Origin of the sequence: Streptomyces sp. NPDC017676, from assembly GCF_044329325.1 — a bacterium.
Taxonomy (GTDB): Bacteria; Actinomycetota; Actinomycetes; order Streptomycetales; family Streptomycetaceae; genus Streptomyces.
The window spans coordinates 107,341-128,134 of the sequence record NZ_JBIRJA010000018.1; the positions used below are offsets into that span (position 1 = coordinate 107,341).

Here is a 20,794-nt window from a genome sequence, read left to right on the forward strand (position 1 = left end):
GTGTGCTTCTTGGCCCGGACAATCCTGCATCCCCCTACGCGGCAGGCGGTGCGAAGACGCCGGGTCCACGATCGTGCCCCGTCCGGGGTGTCGCCGAGTTCGCGGAGCCCGGGGCAGACATCGCACAGGCGCAGGACGATGCCGGCGCGGTCGCGTATGTGGGGTCGGGCCACCAGGACCGCAGTTCGGCGGAGGTGCGGCCGTTCTCGGCGAGGTTCGCCCACTACACCTCGCCGCACCAGGTGCACGGCACCGTGACCCCGCAGGAGCGGGTGGCTGGGCGTCAGGCGGGGCCGGGCGGCAACGCGCCGAGAAGGGCAGCGAGGCTATGCGGGTCTCGGCGGGCGATGTTGTGACCGACGGGGATCTCGTGAACCCGCCAGCCTGGGTCGTTGCGCAACCGTTCGGTCAGGGCCGCGAACGGGCTACCCGACCACGCGCCACCACTGATGAACGTTCGTTTGAGGGCGCGGCCGGTATTGTCTTCCAGCCTGATCGACTGGACGAAACTCGCCAGGGGGTGCGGTCGCGCGCGAGGGTCGAGTCCTTCGGGGACTGCGACCCATCGACCGTCGGCGCGTGCGCCAGCTATGAACAACTCCCGGAAAGTGTCGCTGGTCAAAGACCAACACGAATCCCCGTCGTCCGGGACATAGGCGTCGATGAAGACGAGCTGATCGAGGCGGTCGCCGAGCCGATCCGCGACACCGGCGATCACCATCCCGCCGTAGCTGTGCCCGCACAACGCGACGGGCGTTCCGTCGCCACGGCCGATGATGTCGGCCACCTGGGCAATATGAGTGTCGAGGTTCGGCGGACAGTCCACATCGACCGGACCGTCCGATTCCAACCCCGACAGGGTCACCGCCTCGACGTCGTGACCGGCTCGGCGCAGTTCAGCAGCCACCGAGTCGAAAACCCATCCGCCTTGCCAACCGCCGGGCACCATCACGAACTTCACCGCGTCATCGTAGGTCAAGCGGAACCGGGCGAGTACGACCGGTGAGCACACGCCTCGCCAACGCTCAAGGCCGGCGACAGCGAGCCGTGAGGCGAGTCCGTACGCGGCGGCCGACTTCGGCGATGAAGCCCAACAGGACCTCACTGCCGCGGTTCCGACGAACGGCCATTGCGTGAGCAAGATCAAAACGGCTGCGCGACTGCCGACAGCGCGGCGACGGCGTCCCACACGCAATACGAGGGATCGCCCGCCTGCACGACCTCGACCTCGCCGGATGAACGAACCGGCCCGCCCCTGCACGCTGCCATGAGCCGCCGGTGAACGAGTCGGTCCATGCCGGTCCCGAGGTCACTTCATCCGCCCGCGGGCCTGCTTCACCTCGCGGTCAACGGCCCAGGCGTCGGCGACCGGCCCGAGGTGGCCGAGCTTGTCGGGATTGATCACTGAGCGAATGATCTGGATCTGCCCGTCGAGCACCTCCAGGGCGAGAATGTGGAGCACCTTGCCCTCCCGGTCGCGGAAGATCGCGCCAGGCTGCCCGTTGATCTCATGCGGCTCGAACGTCACGTCGATCCGAGCCATCAGGGGGAACACGGAGGCGAGCAGCCTGGCCACGTTCTCGTTGCCGCTGACGGCCTTGGCAAGCTGCGGGGCCTTGCCGCCGCCATCCCCAACCAGCTGGACGCCGGCGGCCAGCAGATCTCGCAGCCCGCCCACGTCACCGTCCTTCAGTGCGTCGAAGAACCGCGTCGCCAGCTCCCGCCGCTCCTGACGGCCCGCTTCGAACCGTGGCCGCCCGGCCTGCATGTGCCGCCGTGCCCGTACCAGCAGCTGTCGGCACGCCGCCTCCGACCGCCCCACCGCCGCGGCGACCTCGTCGAACCCGAAGCCGAAGACCTCACGCAGGACGAACACCGACCGCTCCAGAGGGCTGAGCCGCTCCAGGAGGAGCAGCGCCGCCATCGACACCGAGTCGGCCAGCTCCGCCGAGCGCGCCGGATCCTGATACGGATCGCTGAGCAGCGGCTCGGGGAACCGCGGGCCCACGTACTGCTCCCGCCTCACTCGCGCGGAGCGCAGCACGTCGATCGAGATCCGCGTCACCGTGGCCGACAAGAACGCCTTGGCCGACGCGATCCGGGTCGCCGAGCCGTCGAAGCGCAGCCACGTCTCCTGCACCGCGTCCTCGGCCTCGCCCACGCTGCCCAGGATCCGGTAGGCGATCGAGAACAGCAGCGGCCGCAGCTCCTCGAACTCCTCGACCTTGTTCACGACGAAACCCCTCCCCGTGCGCCTTCCCGCCCAACCGCACTCGCCGGCGCAGACATCTTCCGTGATCACCCGGACCACCGGTGGTCACGCCAACGCCACTGAGCCCGGGCCCGGAGCCCGTCCCAGTGGCTGCACGTACGTGAACAAAAACTCGATACGGCGCCCCAGCCGCTCCGCCTCAGGGTCCGTCGGCCGCTCCTCCGCCTCCGCCGCGTCCTCGCCGCTCGGCTCGCCCACCTGCATCGCACCTACGTCACGGACCCGCTCGCCTCTCGCCGGTATCCTTCCCTCTCCTGGAGCCACGGAGCATCCGGCCCTCCCCCTGGAGGCTGCCGCCGGCGACGGGCTCGGCGAACTCGCCGGACTCGGGTCGTACTTCCCGTACGTGCGGGGGTGGCGGGTCGGTCCACAGCCGTCTGTGTCGTCCTGCGTCGGGCCAGACCGTCCACTCGCCGGCCGTGAGGAGCCAAGTCGAGAGGCCGGCGCCGCTGTTCCCCAGCCCGTGCAGTAGACGCAGCTGATCAGGGAGACGAACCACTCGCGTGGCTTGCTGTCCGGCTTGCGAGCGTGCCAGTCGAAGACGGCACCGCGCGTCGGCTCCCTGATGGTGTCGTGGGCGGCCGGTTGCGCCCGGTACCCGGCGGCAGCGTGGACCACAAGCACGCTCGCCCAGGGCGCGCAGTGCCTCGCCCAGCTCGGTCACTTTCTCGGTCATGCGGTGTTGGCCTCTTGGCCCCGCCGCCTCGTGAGGAAGAGGCCTGAGCCACGCGGCCGGTCAGTGCAGGATGCTGACGGCTCGGGCGATCACGAGGAGCGAGGTGCACAGGGCGGAGACGCTCTGGATGCTCATCAGGAGCTTGGCGCGGGTCGACAGCGGCATCGTGTCGGTCGGGCTGAACGCCGTGGAGTTCGTGACGGACACGTAGAGGTAGTCCGCGAGGGTGGGGACCCAGTCCGACCTGCCGCTGGCGCCGTCGGCCACTTCCTGGACGGCGTCGTCGTTCTCGTCCTGCGAGAAACGGAAATCCGCCAGGGGCAGGGCCGAGCGGGGCGCCTGCGTGCGGCTGACCGGGCCGCCGCGGTCCAGCTCCCAGTAGGCCAGGCCGAATACGATGATGTTGGTGAGCCACACCTGCAGCGCCGCCACCAGCAAGGACCGGCCGTCCTTCACCCCGGCGTACACCAGCTCGTGGATCAGGATGACCAGCGCCACCAGATTGCTGACGGCGATGACCGCCACGAGCGTGAGGGAAAGCACCCGGAACGCCTTCGTCTGCCGGGTCAAACGCTTCGGGTTGATCGCGATCAGCGGAACGAGCAGAAGGCACTCCAGGGCGGGCAGTACATAGCGCGGAGCGACCAGCAGCCGTTGCGGCAGGAACAGGTACAGGGCGATCGCGGCGAGCGTCGCGACGACCGCAGGCAGTCGTACTTCGCCCCTGCGTTCGTGCCGGGGATGCCTGGTGCTCGCCTCCGCACGCGTACGTGCCATACCGACTGGTCCTTCCGGTCGCGCCACTGACAGCGCCACGCCGCCTGCGTACTTCAGCGGTGCAGGCTACCGGGCACCTCCACCATCTACCCCGAGTACGGCTCTCCCCCGCCTGCCTGGCCCGGCGCGCGGGGCCGGCGGGACTTGTGTCAGCGCGGGAGGACAGCACGCGCCCGTCCCGCTGGCCCGCGAACAGACCACTCCGTGGGCACAGCTCCACCCCCACCAACCAACCGAACGCTGATTTCCTGTCGCAGTGTGTCGCCGGGACGACCGTCTCGGCGCCGGTCGGGGCATCCATCGACGCACGGAAGACTGTCAGACCCAGACCTCGTGTTCCTCGGTGAAGTACGGCCAGGGCCGGCAGCCGGGCCCTCAGCAGGTCTGGCGTGAACCGGCTCCTACGAGGCGAGTTCGTCAGGCCGACGCACGCCGTCGACGTCAGCGTCCATCAGCCTCTGACCAGGCAGAAGGGGTGCCCGGCCGGATCGGTGAGGACCCGCCACCTGTCCTCGTTCGGCTGATGATCGGGCTTGCTCGCCCCCAGCTCAAGCAGCCGGGCCTCGGCTTCGTCCAGGTCATCGACCGCGAAGTCGAGGTGGAACTGCTGGGGAACAGTTTGGTCAGGCCAGCGGGGAGCCCGGTAGTCGTCGACCCGTTGGAAGCCGATGAAGAGTCCGTCCTCACGATTGAGACCGGCGAAGTCAACGTCGGATTTCGGGTGAGGTTCGAGGCCGGTGGCCTGCTGATAGAACGCTGCCAGAGCCAGCGGATCAGAGCAGTCGAGTGTTATCGCGCACAGCTTCATCTGCAGGGGCATGACATCTCCGGATCGATCGGTGGACGTTCGCGAGGCACACCATAGAGGCGGTCACCCACTGCCTTCGCGATCATTTCCACGGCAGAGCCGCACCCGAACGAGTCGCCTCCCACCAGAACACCGCCCCCGGACGGGAGGTGGCACGTGGCCAGATCAAGATCGGGGTGCGGTTGGCCTGGCTCAGTGAGCAGCGTGCGCTGGAGGTTCATCGCCGTGTCGCGCACCTGCGCGTCGGCGCGGGCATGCCGGAGATGGACGGCGGCCAGAGCCGGCGAGCTGGATACCGGGAATGCAGAAACGGATCCTCCCAGCCCATCCACCTCAGCCTCGCCGAGATACGACGGCTGATCACCCACCTCGCCGACCGCCGACCCACACCCGTCGAGCACCTCCTGCGCTGGTCGACCCGGCGCCGACGACGACAACACCAAGCCCGCACCAGCCACTGCGAACGACGCGCACACATGAACTGGCCATCAGTCACGGCACGTACCGTTGCAGTACCAGGACGCCGTCGCCGGGGCGGCGCGCCGGGGCGGCTCGGCACCGCCGGTGCCCCGTCCCCCGCGCCCCGCCCGTTCCCGGGGACGTCCCCGGTGTCCCACGGGACGTGGGAACGGCATTCTGACAGCTCGTCACGGAAACGCTGGCTGTCGTGATCACGGTGCGTGGTCACGAGAACGACAGCCCGGAGGTTTCCATGATCCGACGGACCCTGCAGAGCGGCCTGCTGGCCGCGGTCGCGGTGCTCGCCATCCTGCCCACGGCGGCCGGTGCCGCCCCGGCGGGCGGCACCACCCCGTACCCCACGCCCGCCGCCGGCGTACGGCACACCCTCCCCTCGCTGCTGCCCGCTCCGACCCGGCACCAGTCGGCGAAGCACCACACCGCCCGCCACCACCGCAGCGTCCACCGCGTGCACCACGCCGGGCGCCGCCTCCACTCGGCGCACCGCACCCACCGGCTCGGCCGCGTCATCGTGCAGACCGCGTCGTACCGGCGTGGCGTCCCCGCCGTGGGCCGCGTGGTCACGCACCGCCTCGCGCTGAACGTCCGCTCCGGCCCGGGCACCGGTTACCGGGTGGTCGGCCACCGGCACCACCACCGGCTCGTGGCCCTGACCTGCAAGCGCTACGGCACCGGGGTGTTCGGCAACCACACGTGGTACCGGCTGTCCCACCACAGGGGCTATGTCTCCGCCCGGTACGTCAGGGTCAACGCCGCGCTCCCGTGGTGCTGACGGTCCCCCACCGCCGTACCCCCTGAACCACCGCCCACCCCGACCGTCGCGGCCTGTTCGAGGACCACGCATCCCCGAACAGGCCTTCGACGTGCTCATGTGCCTCACCCTCCTCACACCTCACTGAGTGTTGCAACCGCCTTCCCCTCGGGAAGCCATTCCGGCATCAAGGGCGAAGCGCCCATAGTGGATGAGGAGTCGAGGGACGCACCATGCCCCACCCCGAAAAACCGACCGCGCCCGACGAACCGTTGCTGGTCAGACTGCGGGAACTGAAGGACGGTACGGGGCTGAGCCTGGCGGCGCTGGCAGCGCGCACCCCGTACAGCAAGTCCGCCTGGCACCGCTACCTGACCGGTGCACAGCGGCCACCGCGGCCGGCCGTGGAGGCGCTCACCCGGCTGGCCCGCGTCGATCCCGACGCGGTACTGGCCCTGTGGGAAGCCACCGAGCACACCGCCGACGGGCCATCGCCCGCGAGCACCCCGGATGGGACCGGACCCCGGCGCTCGGGCGGGCGGCGGTGGCTGCCACTGTGCGTGCTCGCGCTGGCGGGGGTGACGGCCGTGGTGGCCGCCGTCGCCGCGCACGACCAGGGCGGTTCGACCGGTACGCCGGTCGTGTTGGCGGTCCCGCACTGTCACAGGCCTTCCTGCCGGGGCGAGTTGCCCGACGCGACGGCCTGCGCACGCGACGCGCGGACCACCAGCACCGTCGCCGACCCCGCCTACACCGTCCGGCTGCGCTTCTCCCCGGCCTGCGGTACCGCCTGGTCGGAGGTGCGGGTGCGCTCCCCGCACGCCCGCGAGGTCTCGGTACGCGCGGGCCGGGACGTCCTCTCCACGACCTACCCGGCCGACGACACCACCGGCTACACGAGCCCGATGCTCTCCGTACGCTCCCCCCGGGGCGTCGAGGCCTGCGCGGAGGTGGCCGAACAACTGGCCTGCACCGGCATGGACGTACAGGATCCGGACGAGGGCTGATCCCCTGCCCGGGGGCGGGCCGCGGTCCGCCCGCCGAGCCGTTGGCCGGGACCGCCCGAGGACGGCAGGCGGCGGGCGACCGGAGTACGGCAGGTGGCGGGCGGCCGGAGTACGGCAGGGGCGCTGAGCGGGTAGTCGTCGGCGCCGAAGAAGCGGACCGGGGCGCCGAGGGTGGCGGCGGCCTGCTCCGCCTCCTCGCGGCGTACCGCCTTGATCTCCGCCGTCGTCCTGCCCTCGCGCCACGCCTTGGCGGACTCGCCGCGCTCGCCGAAGGTCAGGGAGGCGATGGTGACCTTTCGCCCCGGGAGGCGGCCAAGGGCGATCGCTTCGCCCGCCCGCCATACGGAGTCCCCGGCGTGCGCGGCCACGACAGGGTGGCCCGGTGACCGACGCGAGCGTGGACAGGATGAACCGCTTCCGTGCCGAGGCGGTATCCGGCCGGTCCCAAGCCCTCTCGAACACAGCCGGCCCGAGCCGTACCGGCCCCGTGAAATCCGCACCGTCTGGCACCAGCCGAGCCCGCAGATGCCGGAGAGCTTCGCCCTCGACAGATGGGGCGAGTTCCCCGAGGACGAACAGTTCGAACTCGCCGACGCCTGGGCGGACATGGGCGGCTACCGTCCTTCCTGGGCCTTGCAGATCGGCGGCCACCCGGTCTCGCCCCAGAACGACCCCGTCCACCACGCCCGTGGTCCCGAGGAGGCCGGCTCCCCCGAGCAGGGCGGTACGGCCCACGGAGAGGGCGCCGACGACTGGGCTCTCCTGGCCACCTGGAGGTGCGGCGACGACGTCACGGAACTGGACTCCGGCGTGGCCCACTGGGTGGTCCGCCGCCGGGACGTGGCGGCCCGGCGCTTCGACCGGGTCCACCGCTACGTCGAAATGGCATGACCGTGTGGGACGGGGACGGCCGGTTTCCCCGGGCGCTCGTCGGTCGCCCTCCCCGCCCACGCCCACCCGCTCCGTGCCGCCACCGTTGCTGAACGTCGCTCGGTGTTCCCCCGGGCCGCGGCAGTGGCCGTAGACACGCGGGCCGGTCAGTGGTCGCCGGTTCGCGGGGCTCGCCCGCCACCGCCCGTGGCCGGGTGGAGGGCTCAGCGGAGCAGCAGGTCGCGGATCGCCTGCGTGATCTCTTCGGGCGCCTCCTCGGCCATGAAATGCCCCGCGCCGGTCAGCCGGTGGTCCAGGTCCGGTGCCCACGCGTGCCAGAGGGCGGCGGCGTCGTAGCCCAGCCGCGCGCCCCAGTCCTGCTGGACGACCGTCACGGGCATGGCCAGCTGGGAACCGGCGTCCCGGTCCGCCTGGTCGTGCGTGACGTCGATGCCCGCCGAGGCCCGGTAGTCCGCGACGATGGACGGCACGGCCGCGGCGCTCGCCCGCAGGTACGCGGCCCGGACCGGTTGCGGCATGGCGGCCGGATCGCCGGCCCAGGCGTCGAGGAAGGAGCCGAAGTAGGCGTCCGCGCTGTTGGCGATCATCGTCTCCGGCAGTCCCGGCGGCTGCGCCATGAGGAACAGGTGGTAGCCGACCGCCGCGGGGACACCGTGCAGGACGTTCCACATGTCCAGCGTCGGCAGGACATCGAGGATGCCGAGGTGTGTGAGGGTTTCGGGATGGTCCAGTCCCGCCCGGAAGGCGACCAGGGCGCCCCGGTCGTGGCCGACCAGGGCGAAACGCTCATGGCCGAGCGCCGCCGCCAGGGCGACGACATCGGCGGCCATGGTGCGCTTGGAGTACACCTCGGGGCCGGTGGCCGCCGGCTTGTCGCTGGCGCCGTAGCCACGCAGGTCGGGACAGATCACCGTGTGCTCGCCGGCCAGCCGCTCTGCGACGTGCCGCCACATCAGGTGGGTCTGCGGAAAGCCGTGCAGGAGCACGACCGGGCTGCCGCTGCCGCCGACGGCGGCAGCCAGCTCCACTCCGTCGGCGCCGGGCAGACGGACGTGGTCGAAACCGGGCATGGCGAGCGTCATGAAAAAGTCCCTTCCTGGGGTCGGTGGACCGACGAAAGCCTTGGTCCGAGGGCTGACGGGATCAGCGTGGGCGTCGGCGATCAGCAGCTGATCAGTGCGCTTCGACGCCGCGGACCCGCGGCACGGAAGATGGAGGGCATGCGAATCGACGTACTCGGTGCGGTGCGGGCCCTCCGCGACGACGGCACACCGGTCGGCCTGGGCGGACCCCGCCACCGCGAGGTGCTCGCCCGGCTCGTCGCCGCCGAGGGCCGGATGGTCGCCACGGACACCCTCGTGGACGACCTGTGGGCCGAGCCGCCGGTGCGCGCCGTGGGTGCGTTGCGCACGTTCGTCGCCGCGCTGCGCCGCGCCATCGAACCCGACCGGCCGCCCCGCACCCCGCCGCGCATCCTCGTCACGGAAGGCCCCGGCTACGCGCTGCGCCTCCCGCGCGACAACGTGGACGTCCACAGGTTCGAGGACGCCCTGGCCCGCGCCCGGCGTACACCCGTTGCGCTGACCGACCTCGACGCGGCCCTCGCGGCCTGGCGCGGCCTCGCCTACGCCGACGTGACCGGCTCCACCTGGGCCCAGCGCGAGCGGACCCGGTTGGAGGAGCTGAGGCTGGAGGGGGTGGAGCTGCGCGCCCGCCTCCTCCTCGACTCCGGTGCAGGAGCCGAACTGGTCGCCGAACTGGGCGCCCACGTCACCGAACACCCCTGGCGCGAGCCGGCCTGGGGGCTGCTGGCCCGCGCACTGCACCGGGCGGGTCGTCAGGCGGACGCGCTGGCCACCCTCCGCCGCGCCCGCACGATACTCGTGGACCAGCTCGGGCTCGACCCCGGTGCCGACCTGCGGCGCCTGGAGATGGACATCCTCCACGGAGCTTCGACGCTCCAGCCCGCGCGTACCGTGTGGACCGCCGGAGTGCGGCTCGGCCCGCGCACCACGGTCGAGCTGGCCCGCACCCTGGCCCTGGCCGGTGGTGACGCCCTCGTCCACTCGCGGCGCGACCGCCTCGCCGCCGTCCAGGCAGCGGAGCGCACCGGAGACATCGCCCTGACCGCCCGGGTCATCGGCGCCTACGACGTGCCTGCCCTGTGGAGCCGGGCCGACGATCCCGAGCAGTCCCGCGCCGTCGTCGCGGCGGCCGAGCGGACACTCACCGCGCTCGGCACCGACGGTTCCGCCGAACTGCGCGCCCGCCTGCTGGCCACCGTCGCGGTCGAGAGCCGCAGCGCCGATCTGTCCGGCACCGCACCGATGCGCGCAGGACAGGCGGCGCGCGAGGCCGAGGCGCTGGCCCGGGAGCTGGGCGATCCCGCCCTGCTGATGTTCGCCCTCAACGGCGTGTTCCTCCAGTCCTTCACCCGGCCCGGCCTCGCGGCGGCGCGGGACGTGATCGGCGCCGAGATGCTCGACCTGGCCACCCGGCACGAGCTGCCGAACTTCGCCGTGCTCGGCCGGCTCATCCGTCTTCAGTCCGCCTCCGCTCTCGGCGACCTCGCCGCCGCGACCGCACACGCCGAGGCCGCCGAGCAGCTCGCCATCAGCACCGAGGCCTCCCTCGTCCCCGTACTCACCGCCTGGTTCCGGGCCCGGGTCACGGCCGCCCGCAGCGCCGCACCGGGCGGGCCGGCCGCCGCCACGGCCGCGGCGCACTACCGCGCCGCCGAGGACGCCCTCGCCGAAAGTGCGGGCATGCCGGGGCTGCACCGGGGCCTGTTCGCCCTCGCCCTCCTGGGCCTTCGTCTCCTGCACGACCGTCCCGCGCCCACCGATCCCGCCCTCGACTGGGGCCCGTACCACCCCTGGACGCAGCCCTTGGTGCTGCTCGCCCAGAACCGGGCCGAGGAGGCCCGTGCCGCCCTGGCCACAGCACCCGAGCCACCTCTTGATCACATGCAGGAGGCACTGTGGTGCCTGTCCGCCCACGCCGCCGCCCGCCTCGGCGAGCGCCCGGTCGCCGCCCGCGCCGCGGTGGCCCTGCGCCCCGCCCGCACCGAACACGCGGGCGGAGCGAGCGGGATGCTGACACTGGGGCCGGTGGCGCGGTACCTGGCGGAGGCGGAGGCATGCGCTGACGGGAGATGACCGACATCGTCCGCGGACCCGCTCCCACGCGGCTGCGGACCCGCGCCGCCCCGGGGCACCAGCTCGGACATCGGCTCGACCTGATCAGCAACAGGCAACTGACGGAACGGATCACCGAGCTGACCGAAGCCAATCGTCGGCTCGAACAGGAAATCTCCACCCTCAGAAGCCTGCAACCGCGTCGAGTAGTTGGAAAAGGATCTGTCGGCGGCCCGAACCTGTCCCCGACAGATGATCCGGGACGAGAGCCGCCGCTGACGGGAGAAACCTCCGGGCTGCCGTTGAGGAAGCTGTCCTTGGGCACTGGCAGACTGCCCGCCATGGATACCGACGCGTTCTGGCGCGTGCTCGACGCCGCAGGGGACAGTGACGGGTCGCTCGATGTCGCCGTCGCCGCCCTTTTGTCGGGACGGACCGCGGAAGAGGTCCTCGCGTTCGAATATCGCTTCGCCCGACTGCGCAGCGATGTCCATCGCTGGGACGTATGGGCTGCTGCCTACCTCATCGGCGGCGGTTGCTCTGACGACCGGTTCAACGACTTCGCGGCGGGTCTGGTGGCGCTCGGGCGCGAGTGGTACGAACGGGCGGCTACCTGCCCGGACGCGCTCGCAGAGCATCCCACCGTGCGTGCCGCAGCAGCCACTGGAGACCAGGACGTCGTATTCGCCGAAGAGTTCAATTTCGTATCCTCCCGCGCCTACGAGCGGCTGACCGATGACGAGGACGCCTTCTGGGAGGCCTGGGAGGCCTACAGCGACGCTCGCGCCACGACCGACGAAGCCAGCGGCGATGGCATGGGTGAGTCATTTGACTTCGACGATGCCCTGCAGATGCGCCGACGTCTGCCCCAACTGGCCGAGCTCTGTCTCGGCCCCGCACTGGGCTGACCCGCGCGGGGCCCGTGGCTCGCGTTGACCCTCATCGTTGACGCCCGCTACCTAACGTCCCTCGTTGAGGAGAGTGCTCCTGACCTGCAATCGCGGACGACATCTAGATGAACACCGTGACCAGCCCGAAGGTGATCACGCCTGTCCAGATCGCCCGCACCATGATCGTGCTCCGCCTCTTCCGCCCCGGCATGCACAGGTGCCGGGGTCACGCCCTGTTGTCTTCACGCGTCGCACCGCTGTCCGTGCCCGCTGGGCCGCCGGTGCAGGCACCCGAACGGCGGGCGGCCGGGGTGGAAGGCATCGGACATGACGTGGACGCTGCCCGAGCCGATGCTCGCCGCCCCCGTGCCGGACCCGGCTCTGCCTGCGGGCTGGGCGGCAGAGGTGAAGTGGGACGGATGGCGGGCCGCGGTATCGGTGGAGGCGGCCCACATCGTGCTGCGCTCGCGCCGGGGAACCAACTTGCTGCCGGCGTTCCCGGAAGTGCGGGCCGGGTGCGAGCAGCTGCCGGACGCGACCGCGCTGGACGGCGAGTTGGTCGTGTGGGAGGCCGGGCGGCTGGCGTTCGAGCGGCTCCAGGGCCGCTTGCGGGCCCGTGGGGCCGGTGCGGCCCGGCTCGCCGGTGAGTGGCCGGCGCACTTCGTCGCCTTCGACGGACGCCTTCAGTACACCGGTCGCACGACGAAGCCCCCCAGGCTGCCGCACGCAGTGTCGCCGTTCTCCTGGCCCCGTGCAGAGGCGAGCACCCGTGGACGGGCTGGACCTTCTCCGCCGGATGGGGCAGCCGGGAAGTCCTGGACGTCACCCTGGTACGACCGGAGCTCGTCGTGGAAGTCGGGGTCGACGTCGCCCGCGACAGCGCCGGCCGGTGGCGGCACCCGGCACGATGGCATCGCCCGCGCCCCGACCTCTCTCCCGGCGATGTCGCACCCTTCGGCAACGCTGGATAGGCCGGCGCGTCGGTCAGGGGCTGTCGCCGGACCAGTCGAAGCGGCCGCGGTCGCCCGGGGGCGGGCCGTACCGCGCCCAGCCGCCCGGCCGGAATTGCCCGAAGTCCGTCGCGCGCGTTTGAACGGGCCGAAGCGGTTACCGCACTCCGGCTGACCACGCTACGTGCGTACGGAAGGTGGGCCGCCCCCGCACGAGGCGAGCCACCCTGGACACCTCCCGCTCATGGACCGGCGTCATCGACCTCCGCGTGAGATCAGTCGCCGTGTCCTTCGCGGTGGTCACCGCCATGACGCCAGTCGTCGCCGCGGTGGTCACCACGGTGATCGCGGTGATCGCGGTGATCGCGGTGATCGCGGTGATCGCGGTCGTAGCCCCAGGACACCTCGTCGGCGAACCGGCCACGGTGGTTACGCAGGGTCGCGGTGTCGGAGTGGTTGTCCCGCACGTACGCCCGCCGGTCCTGGTACAGGTCCGTCCTGGTGTCGCGGCCGATGCCGGTGTGGACGCGAACCGTGGCCCGGCCGTTGAGCCCGCAGTGGTCGATGGTGTGGGTGTGGCCGTCCTCGTCGGAGAGGGGCCAGCCGTCCAGGTTCACCGCCCGCCGGGAGACGTTGGTGATCTCCACCCACTCGGCGTTCAGCGAGCGGTTGGAGCGGTCGTCCCGGCCCGGGGGAGTCGTGCTGCACGTCGCTGATGCACACCATCGGGCGGTACTGGCGGTGGTGGTGGCGGCCGACGCCGGCAGCGCCACCGCCCCCACCACCGCAACGGCCACACCGGCGACGGCGGTCAGACGACGGACGGAAGAAGAAACGGACACGAAGGTCCCCCGTCAGGTGCGCACACCCGGCCGAACCCGCGACATCAAGACCGCAGCCCAGCCAGGCGCGTTGCGCTCTTGCGCAGCCGGTCGGCAGCACACCCACACCTTCTAGCAGTAAGCTTCCAGGCAAGTGGTATTCGAGCAATGACAGGATGAGCCGCGTCGACGTGACTGTTTCGGAAATCTGCGGTCTTTACGTCAGGGCCTATTCCACGTGCGACCACGACTCGACCAGGGATTGCCCCTGGGACAACGGTCGGACGAAGAAGCTGACCCCCAGCAAGTACGTCCCGGGCGCCTGAATCGGGATTCGAACTACTTGTCAGTTCAGGATCACATTGAATGGAATTCCGGCAGGGTGGAAAACTTCACGGTACGCATGTCCGGGTGATCGCCGACAACGCTGCCGTGTGCCACTACGCGACCGGCCGGACGCTGTGGCTTCGGCGCGCCGCTTTTACCCTCGCGATGTGAACCTGTCGCGCTTCTGGCACGCGGCCACTGATCACCAGACAAGACAACAAGACCCAGATGTCTGACCTGGGCCTTCAGTATGAAGGGAGTGACAAGAACCGAACTCGCGCTCTCGGCTTGGGAAGTTGCCGTTCCGGGCGCTGATTCGAAGAATGCGACCGGCCGGTCTGGCCCTGATGTCGAGGGCCTCGCGGCGCCCCGTGCCGCTCGGCTTGCGGCCGGGCCGGTGTCCTTGATCGGCGACGCGTTCCTGTACACGCGTGCGGATGTCGTCGCCGACGGCCGCGAAGCTCGTCCAGGGGTAGTTCCTCGTCGTGCAGGCACTGCTGGAGGAGGCCCACTGGCGTCTTCGTCCACCCCGGGCTCGGCCTAGCTGTGGTGGGGGGACCGTCAGCGGAGTGCGTGTCCTTGACTTGCTGTCCGAAGGAGGAAGTCGCGCGTCTCGTAGCGGGTGGCCCGGCCACGAGTCAACGGTCGGTGTGGTGCTGCGCGGCTTCGTCCAGGCGCTGGCCGAGGGCGGCACGATGCTGGACAGTCGACGGCGGCGTTCACGCGGTGGAGGCCCAGGCTGTACGGCCGCGAGTGCCGGGGATAGGGGCTGCTCGGCGTCGGGCGCGGGCGGGAGAGGACCAGCGGACGGAGGACCGAAGCAGCGGTGCGTGCCGCGGATGGCGTGCCACCGTGCGGGCGAGGTGCCGTTCAGTACCCGCCAGATGCTCGTCACGTTCGGGGAGGATGCCGTGCGCGATGAGGAGGCTGCCGCGGTACTCCGTGCTGCGCGCCGCCCCGTCCCGTTGTGATGGCGAGGTTGTCGGGGTCGGCATGGGTGAGGCGGGGTTCAAGCTGGGCTCCGGCCGAGCACACCCATCCCCATGCTTCCGGAAGGTGCGGGGCCGCGAAACGCCAAAGCCGCGGTCCCGGCATACTCACGGCTGCACGTCCGGCCGACGTGGTTCTGCGGCCATACACGACACCACACACGGCGTTCGAAGCGGCCGGGCCTGGCTATTCGAACCTGTTCTCCCCTGCGGAAGCACAGGCCGCACCACCTTGTGAGGTGTTCCGTCGAACGGGCTGCTGTCGAGACGGTGGGCAGCAATGACCCCGCGGCATCACAAGGCGGCGGCACCCCCACGGAACGAATGCCGCCGCTTCATGATCGCGTGTGCCGTTGACGCGAAAGGCCCAACACCCATCGTCGAAGTCGCCGCGCACCCAGCCCTTGACGCCCTTGTTCGGCCCAGACGTGACCTTGATGTAGTCCCAGGGGGTATTGGTGGGGGATGCTCCGATAGCAGTAGACGTAGGTGCACGTGCTCTTGGCGAGCAGGACCTACGTCTTGTCGTCCAGCATCCGCTGCATCATCTGGACCTGGGCGTACTGAGTGGCCAGCATGTCGGTCGCCCACGTCTGCATGGTCTCGTCTGTGCCGTTGGTGAGCACCTCCGTCAGCATGCCGATCGCGCCGTTGTGGTGTTTGATCATCAGTCGCAGGAACTGCACGTCGAAGGCGTTGCCGGTCGCCGCGCTCAACTGGTCCAGCTCCTCGGGGGTGGCCATCCCCATCGCCTCGACCATCATCGGATCCCGCAGCATCTCCTCGTACGACTGCTGGGGGTCCGTCTTCTCTAGGCCGTTCCACTCCTGCCATGACTGCATCATGTAGATCTCAAGGCCCTGCTCGACGTCGATCCGGTCGGCGAGCGCACGCAGCTCGCTGTCGCCGGACCTCGACGTGGCCAGCCGGCTCAGGATGAGCGCCTGCTGATGATGCGGGATCATCATGGCGACGAAGTCCGCATCGGCGTTGTTCGACTCGACCTGCGGATTCGTCGACGCCGGGGCGGGGTCGGCCGCCGCGGCCGGGGGCGTCCGCCCAGCCTCCGCGCTGGCGGACACAGTTGCGACGCCGAGCAGGCAGGCTGCTGTCAGCAGCGCACTTGCAACTCTGCGGTACCTCACTGTGCGCCTGTTCCCTTCTGCCTCGCCACGCGGCACCCTGGGAGCCACGCACGCGGCGGGCTGAACTTGTGGCTTGCTGCATGTGTGGGTGCGGCCCCGGCGGACGTGTCGCCCGCCGGGCCATGGGCAGGATCAGGGCTTGTAGCTGTACTGGGTCTGCGTGTTCAAGAAGTCCAGCCGGACCCGGTTGGCGCTGTTCGGCGCTCCGGTGAGCTGGAGCACGTCCAGGCCCTTAGTGATGTCGCTGGAGTAGATGCGACCGTTGTACCAGTACGCCGACCAGGAGCCGCCGAGCTGCAAGGTCTCTTTGGACAGCGGGCCGCGCTCGAAGTAGCCGATCTCCCTGGGATGGTCGGGGTCGGTGAAGTCGATGACCGACACGCCGCCCTGGTACCAGGACTGCACCATCATGTCGCGGTGCTTGGCCGGTATCAGCGAGCCGTTGTGGGCGACGCAGTTCTCCGTCTGCTGCTGCATGCGCGGAATCTTGAAGTAGCTGCGGAACACCAGCTCGCGGTTGTCGCCCTTCCCCTTGATGTCGTAGATGGCGTCGGCGCCGCGGTTCGGCCCGATCTGCTCGTTGCAGGTCGGCGCGCTGCCGCCCCCGAGCTCATCGGTGAAGACCACGCGGTTCCCGTCGTTGGTGAACGTCGCCGAGTGCCAGAAGGCGAAGTTCGCGTCGGTGGCGCTCGTGATCACGTACGGCTTGGTGGGATCCGAGATGTCGATCAGAGCACCCTCGCCCATGCAGGCGCCGGCGGCCAGATCCTTCTCGGGGAAGACGGTGATGTCGTGGCAGCCCGCGGTGGCGCCCGCGCCGCCGTCGGGGAAGAGCACGGGCGTGGCGACCACGGACGCGGAGTCCGGGTCGTCCAGGGGAACCTTCACGATCGAGATCGAGTCGTGCGGAGGCTGGCAGTGCGGGAACGCCGGGGACGGGCCGTATGAGGAGATGTAGAGGTAGGCCGTGTCCCCGCCGTCAGCGGGAACGTACGTGTGCGTGTGGGAACCGCAGTCGGTCCGCACCGACTTCAGGTACGTGGGGTTCTGTTTGTCGCTGATGTCGAAGATGCGGATGCCTTCCCAGGCATCCGGGTTGGCCGCATTGGAGTTCGTGCTCGCACAGGACGGATTCGACTGCGGACCGTCGACCGACACGAACAGCAGCTTCCCGTCCTCGGAGACGGTGGGGTCGCCCTGGCTGCCGTTGCACGCCATCTGGGAGACGATCTTCGGCTTCGCAGGGTTCTGGATGTTGTAGATCGTGAACCCGGCGTAGCTGCCCTGGATGGCGTAGTTGCCGTAGAACGCCAGGTCGCTGTGGGTGGCATTGGCGAGCGGGCCCTGCCTCGGGACGTTCGCCAGGGGCTTGATGTTCGCACTGTGTGATATCTCGTCGACGCCGAGGTCACCGTCGTGAGCGGTGGACGGGCCGACCATTCCGAACGACGTGACTACGAGTACGCCGGCGAGTAGGGCCGCCTCAAGTGCGCGGCGCGCTCTTCGCGCGAGTGTCGAGCCTTGCAACGCGGGGCCTCCTGTCAGAGGGGCGTTACGGACTCACGCAATATAGAGAGCTTGTCATGATCACATCTAGCCATGGTCATGACATTTTCAAAATGACACGAGCGCCAGGGTGGACCCGGCCCCGCGGTCGGTCGGCGGGCAGGTCCGGCGCCACGGCCGCTTTTCATGAGCGGTGGCGTCGGACCAGCCCGCGCGGAGCAGGCCGGACCAGTCGGCGTAGCGGCCAGCTTGTGCGCCGGTCGGGGTGGGCAGGCAGACATGCGCGGTCATCCGCACGGGCACCGGCTGTGGCGCGTTGGGGTGTTACCGGGGCTCACCGCTGCCGATCGCGTCCCGCAGCGCCGCCCGCTTGGTGATGCCCAGCTTGGGGAAGACATGGGACAAGTGACTGCTCACCGTTCTGGGTGAGACGAACAGCCGCTCGGCAATCTCCTTGTTCGTCATGCCGGAGGCGGCCAGTCGAGCGACTTCGAGTTCCTGGGGTGTCAGGGCTGCTGCTCCCCGCGCTCCGGAGGAGTTTCTCGTGGCTTGGCCAGCTGCCCTCAATTCCCGTTCGGCGCGGACGGTCCAGGGAACGGCCCCCAACTTCTCGAACGCTGTGAGCGCGGATTTCAATTGGGCCTTCGCCTCGGTCGTGGCCCTTGTCCGGCGCAGCCGTTCGCCGTACAGCAGCCGGACATGGGCCGTGTCGAACGGCCACTCGTCGACCGTCGGCAGGCTCAGCGCCCTGTCGAAATGCCGCACTGCCTCGCGGTCCTGTGCGACGAGCCCCTCGCACGCCGCCTCCATGAGCATCAGCCGCGGAGAGAGCGCGGCCACGCCCGCCTCGCGCAGGACGAGCGCGTGTCGCTCCGCCTCGGCCGTCCGGCCGGTGCGCACCGCGGCCTCCACGAGATCGAGGGCCACCCACAGACTGTGCGGCATGTGCGAGGGGAGCGTCCCCGCGGGACTGATCGCCGTCGCGTGCCGGTAGGCCTCCTCGTAGTCACCCTCTCCTGCGGCTGCCAGCGCCAGGGCCTGCCGGGCATAGGCCCGGGCCATGCCCAGGCCCCGCGGGCCACCCCAGCCGATGATCTGGTTGGCCAGCGCTCTGCTGGTCTCGAAACTGCCCTGGACGGCAGCCAAGAGGGCCTGGACGTAACGGAAGCACCAGCCGAATGATGTGGCAGCGAATTCCTCACAGACGCTGAGTCCCTCGGCAGCCAGTTCCGCCGCCTCCGCCCATTCGCCCCGGTGGAAGTCGTCGATGCAGACGTTCATCAGGGCGACGATCCGCTGCCTGCCGGGTCCGCCGGCGCGTCCGTCCTGAATGATCCGCCACAGCGGCTCACGCACTTCGACGATGCGGTCGGCATACATCGCGCTCGACGCCAGGGCCTGCACTCTCGTCAGGTCGGTCTCATGGTGCGCGTCGGCCAGAGCGGCATCCAGGCGGGGCAGCGCGGCCACCCCCGTGCGAGCGGTGTCCGCCGACATGTCCACGCACAGCACGAGCAGCTCGGGCAACGAGGTGAGTCGAGACGCTTCCTCGTAGAAGGCTGTCCACAGCTCAGCCCGGCCACCGATGAAGCACAGCATCACGAGGGTCCGCAGTGCGTGCAGCAGTTCCTGCTCGTCACCGTCCGCGGAGCGGACATGGTTGCGCATGGCGCCGGTCAGAAGCTGGTGAGCGATGTCGATCTGCCCGTCGGAGTCGAGCAGCAGCAGCGCGGCGGCCGAGGCGTAGTGCAGGGAGGCGTGCGCGTGCCGCCCCTCCTGGCGGACGCCCTCAAGCAGCCCCGCCGTGTGGTGCGTTGTCGCCAGGCCCTCCGCGCCCATGTACGCGGCGGCGGCCATGCGCCGGCTGCGAGCCGCAGCTGAGGGGCTAAGATCGGCGGCCCGGCACAGCAGGGAGATCACCGCCTGGTAGTCCCCCCGCCTCGCGACGTCGTGCGCCGCCGTCTCCAGCAGCGCCGCGACCGCCTCGTCGGGTTCCACGGTGGCCTCCCCCAGATGCCATGCCTGGCGCTCGGGGTCCGCTGCGAGGGCCTCCGCCAGGGTCTGGTGCACCCGTCGGCGCTCTGCGGACGTCGATTCAGCGACGACGGCGGAGCGGATCAACGGGTGCCGGAACATCACCTGGTGCGAGTCCGTGTCGACCCGCACGAGCCGGTCCTGCTCGGCGGGGGCGAGGTCGTCCAGGTGGTAGCCGAGTCCCGCCGCCGTGCTCAGCAACCTGAGATCACAGGTGCTCTCCAGCGCAGCTGTCAGCAGCAGAGTCCTGGTGCGCGCCGGCAGGGCCCGCACCTGGGAGGCGAACAACCGTTGCAGGCGTGTGCCAAGTGGCAGGATCCGTGGCACGGACTGCGGGGGTCCGCGCCATCCCGCGTGCAACGCCTGTGGCAGTTCCAGCAGGGCGAGGGGGTTGCCCTGGGCAGTGGCCAGCACCCGTGCGCGCACTTCCGGATCGAGACGGGGGAACCTGTCCGCGAGCAGCCGGGCGGCGGCCCCGTCGTCCAGAGCGGAGATCGCTCTTTCAGGTAGCCCGGAGGTGTCGAAAAAGCCCACCTCGCCGGTGCGGCACGCGGCCAGCATTCCAGCCCTGCTGCCGACGAGCCGGCGCGCGACGAAGCTCAGTACTCCGGCGCTGGCCCGGTCGAGCCACTGGAGATCGTCGATGATCAGCAGCAGCGGGGTGCGGGCGGCTGCCTTGCGGAGCAGCAAGGTGGCGGCGCTGGCGAGGAGCAACCGGTCCGGCGCGGCACCGGATTCGCACCCCAGCGCCACGCTGAGTGCCCTGGCATGTTCGTCACCGAGTTCGCCGAAATCGTCGATCAGGGGCAACAGCGCCTGGTTGAGTGCGCCGAAGCTGACCTGGGCCTCGAATTCCGTGCCGATGACACGGAGAACGGTCATCTCGGCAGGATGCGCAAATTCGGCGGTCGCTTCCAAGAGGGCCGACTTACCGACGCCTGGGTCACCGGACAGCAGTAATGCGCCGCCGTTCACACCGATGTGACGGACGAAGTGCTGAAGGAATCTGAGTTCCTCCAGGCGTCCCACGAGGGTTTCGGCTTCGGCACCTGGCTCGATCACCCACGAAGTTTCCCTCACTGGGTCAGTGGCAGCAAGACGATCGATTCACTTGGGGCCACCGAGTCTGACTCCCAGGGAAAGTCTTTGCGGTTGCCGGCTCGTCCGGTGCGATGTGAGTCCGCGTAGGCGGCCTCGTGCGGCGTCAGGAAATCGACAACGCCAGGTACCGACATGGCATGAGGCCCATCGCGGTGGCGGCCGGGGTGAACGTCAACCCAGCCTCCCGCGCACCTGAGTAGGAACACGGGAGCGACCCACCGCCGTTGCCGTT

14 protein-coding genes and 3 pseudogenes are annotated in these 20,794 nt (G+C 70.1%); 7 read left to right on the forward strand and 10 right to left on the reverse strand.

Features of this window, described 5'->3' with window-relative positions; all coding sequences use genetic code 11:
- Positions 1 to 283 precede the first annotated feature (283 nt).
- A complete protein-coding gene (locus tag ACH4LD_RS33145; RefSeq protein WP_398057855.1) occupies positions 284 to 961 on the reverse strand; it encodes an alpha/beta fold hydrolase in 678 nt (225 codons plus the stop codon).
- 185 nt (positions 962 to 1,146) lie between these two features.
- On the opposite strand from ACH4LD_RS33145, the pseudogene ACH4LD_RS33150 reads away from it, so the two are divergent.
- Positions 1,147 to 1,239: pseudogene (locus ACH4LD_RS33150) on the forward strand (IS5/IS1182 family transposase); the annotation flags it as partial.
- A gap of 70 nt (positions 1,240 to 1,309) precedes the next feature.
- Here ACH4LD_RS33150 and ACH4LD_RS33155 read toward each other — a convergent pair.
- The 3 genes from ACH4LD_RS33155 to ACH4LD_RS33165 all read right to left on the reverse strand — a co-directional run bounded on the left by ACH4LD_RS33155 (position 1,310) and on the right by ACH4LD_RS33165 (position 4,545).
- The gene (locus tag ACH4LD_RS33155; RefSeq protein WP_398057927.1) at positions 1,310 to 2,233 is read right to left on the reverse strand and encodes an RNA polymerase sigma-70 factor; all 924 of its coding nucleotides are present in this window, start codon (positions 2,231 to 2,233) and stop codon (positions 1,310 to 1,312) included.
- 775 nt (positions 2,234 to 3,008) lie between these two features.
- Positions 3,009 to 3,725: a hypothetical protein gene (locus ACH4LD_RS33160; protein ID WP_398057854.1), complete on the reverse strand. Its 717-nt coding sequence runs from the start codon at positions 3,723 to 3,725 to the stop codon at positions 3,009 to 3,011.
- Between the two features lie 451 nt (positions 3,726 to 4,176).
- Entirely contained in the window at positions 4,177 to 4,545 is a 369-nt protein-coding gene (locus ACH4LD_RS33165) for a VOC family protein (protein WP_398057853.1), read from the reverse strand.
- Positions 4,546 to 5,245: 700 nt separating this feature from the next.
- On the opposite strand from ACH4LD_RS33165, the gene ACH4LD_RS33170 reads away from it, so the two are divergent.
- Positions 5,246 to 5,785, forward strand: coding sequence for a hypothetical protein (locus ACH4LD_RS33170; RefSeq protein ID WP_398057852.1), 540 nt, complete (start codon positions 5,246 to 5,248; stop codon positions 5,783 to 5,785).
- Positions 5,786 to 5,997: 212 nt separating this feature from the next.
- Positions 5,998 to 6,771 (forward strand): XRE family transcriptional regulator, encoded by a 774-nt coding sequence (locus ACH4LD_RS33175; RefSeq protein WP_398057851.1) that lies wholly within the window; start codon positions 5,998 to 6,000, stop codon positions 6,769 to 6,771.
- A gap of 107 nt (positions 6,772 to 6,878) precedes the next feature.
- On the opposite strand, the pseudogene ACH4LD_RS33180 reads toward ACH4LD_RS33175, so the two are convergent.
- Positions 6,879 to 7,139: pseudogene (locus ACH4LD_RS33180) on the reverse strand (PIG-L family deacetylase); the annotation flags it as partial.
- 157 nt (positions 7,140 to 7,296) lie between these two features.
- Here ACH4LD_RS33180 and ACH4LD_RS33185 point away from each other — a divergent pair.
- Positions 7,297 to 7,662, forward strand: coding sequence for a DUF1963 domain-containing protein (locus ACH4LD_RS33185; protein WP_398057850.1), 366 nt, complete (start codon positions 7,297 to 7,299; stop codon positions 7,660 to 7,662).
- 203 nt (positions 7,663 to 7,865) lie between these two features.
- On the opposite strand, the gene ACH4LD_RS33190 is transcribed toward ACH4LD_RS33185, so the two are convergent.
- A complete protein-coding gene (locus tag ACH4LD_RS33190) occupies positions 7,866 to 8,744 on the reverse strand; it encodes an alpha/beta fold hydrolase (RefSeq protein WP_398057849.1) in 879 nt (292 codons plus the stop codon).
- Between the two features lie 138 nt (positions 8,745 to 8,882).
- Between ACH4LD_RS33190 and ACH4LD_RS33195 the strand changes: the two genes are divergently transcribed.
- The 3 genes from ACH4LD_RS33195 (at position 8,883) to ACH4LD_RS33205 (ending at position 12,814) form a co-directional block, all read left to right on the forward strand.
- Positions 8,883 to 10,820, forward strand: coding sequence for a BTAD domain-containing putative transcriptional regulator (locus tag ACH4LD_RS33195; RefSeq protein ID WP_398057848.1), 1,938 nt, complete (start codon positions 8,883 to 8,885; stop codon positions 10,818 to 10,820).
- A complete protein-coding gene (locus ACH4LD_RS33200; RefSeq protein WP_398057847.1) occupies positions 10,817 to 11,707 on the forward strand; it encodes a DUF4240 domain-containing protein in 891 nt (296 codons plus the stop codon). The genes ACH4LD_RS33195 and ACH4LD_RS33200 overlap by 4 nt, the downstream gene beginning before the upstream one ends.
- A 333-nt stretch (positions 11,708 to 12,040) precedes the next feature.
- Positions 12,041 to 12,814 carry a hypothetical protein gene (locus ACH4LD_RS33205; protein ID WP_398106206.1) on the forward strand — a complete coding sequence of 258 codons (774 nt, stop codon included), beginning with the start codon at positions 12,041 to 12,043 and terminating at the stop codon, positions 12,812 to 12,814.
- Positions 12,815 to 12,914: 100 nt separating this feature from the next.
- Here ACH4LD_RS33205 and ACH4LD_RS33210 read toward each other — a convergent pair.
- The 4 genes and pseudogenes from ACH4LD_RS33210 to ACH4LD_RS33225 all read right to left on the reverse strand — a co-directional run bounded on the left by ACH4LD_RS33210 (position 12,915) and on the right by ACH4LD_RS33225 (position 20,523).
- Positions 12,915 to 13,436: pseudogene (locus tag ACH4LD_RS33210) on the reverse strand (lamin tail domain-containing protein).
- Between the two features lie 1,855 nt (positions 13,437 to 15,291).
- Positions 15,292 to 15,858, reverse strand: a complete 567-nt coding sequence (locus tag ACH4LD_RS33215) for a DUF305 domain-containing protein (RefSeq protein WP_398057845.1) — start codon at positions 15,856 to 15,858, stop codon at positions 15,292 to 15,294.
- A 195-nt stretch (positions 15,859 to 16,053) separates the two neighbouring features.
- Positions 16,054 to 17,361, reverse strand: a complete 1,308-nt coding sequence (locus ACH4LD_RS33220; protein ID WP_398057844.1) for an LVIVD repeat-containing protein — start codon at positions 17,359 to 17,361, stop codon at positions 16,054 to 16,056.
- A 390-nt stretch (positions 17,362 to 17,751) separates the two neighbouring features.
- On the reverse strand, positions 17,752 to 20,523 hold the full coding sequence (locus ACH4LD_RS33225; RefSeq protein ID WP_398057843.1) for an AAA family ATPase: 2,772 nt from the start codon (positions 20,521 to 20,523) through the stop codon (positions 17,752 to 17,754).
- Positions 20,524 to 20,794: the final 271 nt, after the last annotated feature.

Bases quoted from the DNA above. Each gene is read 5' to 3' on its own strand.
- ACH4LD_RS33200 (WP_398057847.1), top strand. From the start codon at position 10,817: ATGACCGACATCGTCCGCGGACCCGCTCCCACGCGGCTGCGGACCCGC.
- ACH4LD_RS33195 (WP_398057848.1), top strand. From the start codon at position 8,883: ATGCGAATCGACGTACTCGGTGCGGTGCGGGCCCTCCGCGACGACGGC.
- ACH4LD_RS33185 (WP_398057850.1), top strand. From the start codon at position 7,297: ATGCCGGAGAGCTTCGCCCTCGACAGATGGGGCGAGTTCCCCGAGGAC.
- ACH4LD_RS33170 (WP_398057852.1), top strand. From the start codon at position 5,246: ATGATCCGACGGACCCTGCAGAGCGGCCTGCTGGCCGCGGTCGCGGTG.
- ACH4LD_RS33165 (WP_398057853.1), bottom strand. From the start codon at position 4,545: ATGCCCCTGCAGATGAAGCTGTGCGCGATAACACTCGACTGCTCTGAT.
- ACH4LD_RS33205 (WP_398106206.1), top strand. From the start codon at position 12,041: ATGCTCGCCGCCCCCGTGCCGGACCCGGCTCTGCCTGCGGGCTGGGCG.
- ACH4LD_RS33160 (WP_398057854.1), bottom strand. From the start codon at position 3,725: ATGGCACGTACGCGTGCGGAGGCGAGCACCAGGCATCCCCGGCACGAA.
- ACH4LD_RS33175 (WP_398057851.1), top strand. From the start codon at position 5,998: ATGCCCCACCCCGAAAAACCGACCGCGCCCGACGAACCGTTGCTGGTC.
- ACH4LD_RS33190 (WP_398057849.1), bottom strand. From the start codon at position 8,744: ATGACGCTCGCCATGCCCGGTTTCGACCACGTCCGTCTGCCCGGCGCC.
- ACH4LD_RS33220 (WP_398057844.1), bottom strand. From the start codon at position 17,361: ATGGTCGGCCCGTCCACCGCTCACGACGGTGACCTCGGCGTCGACGAG.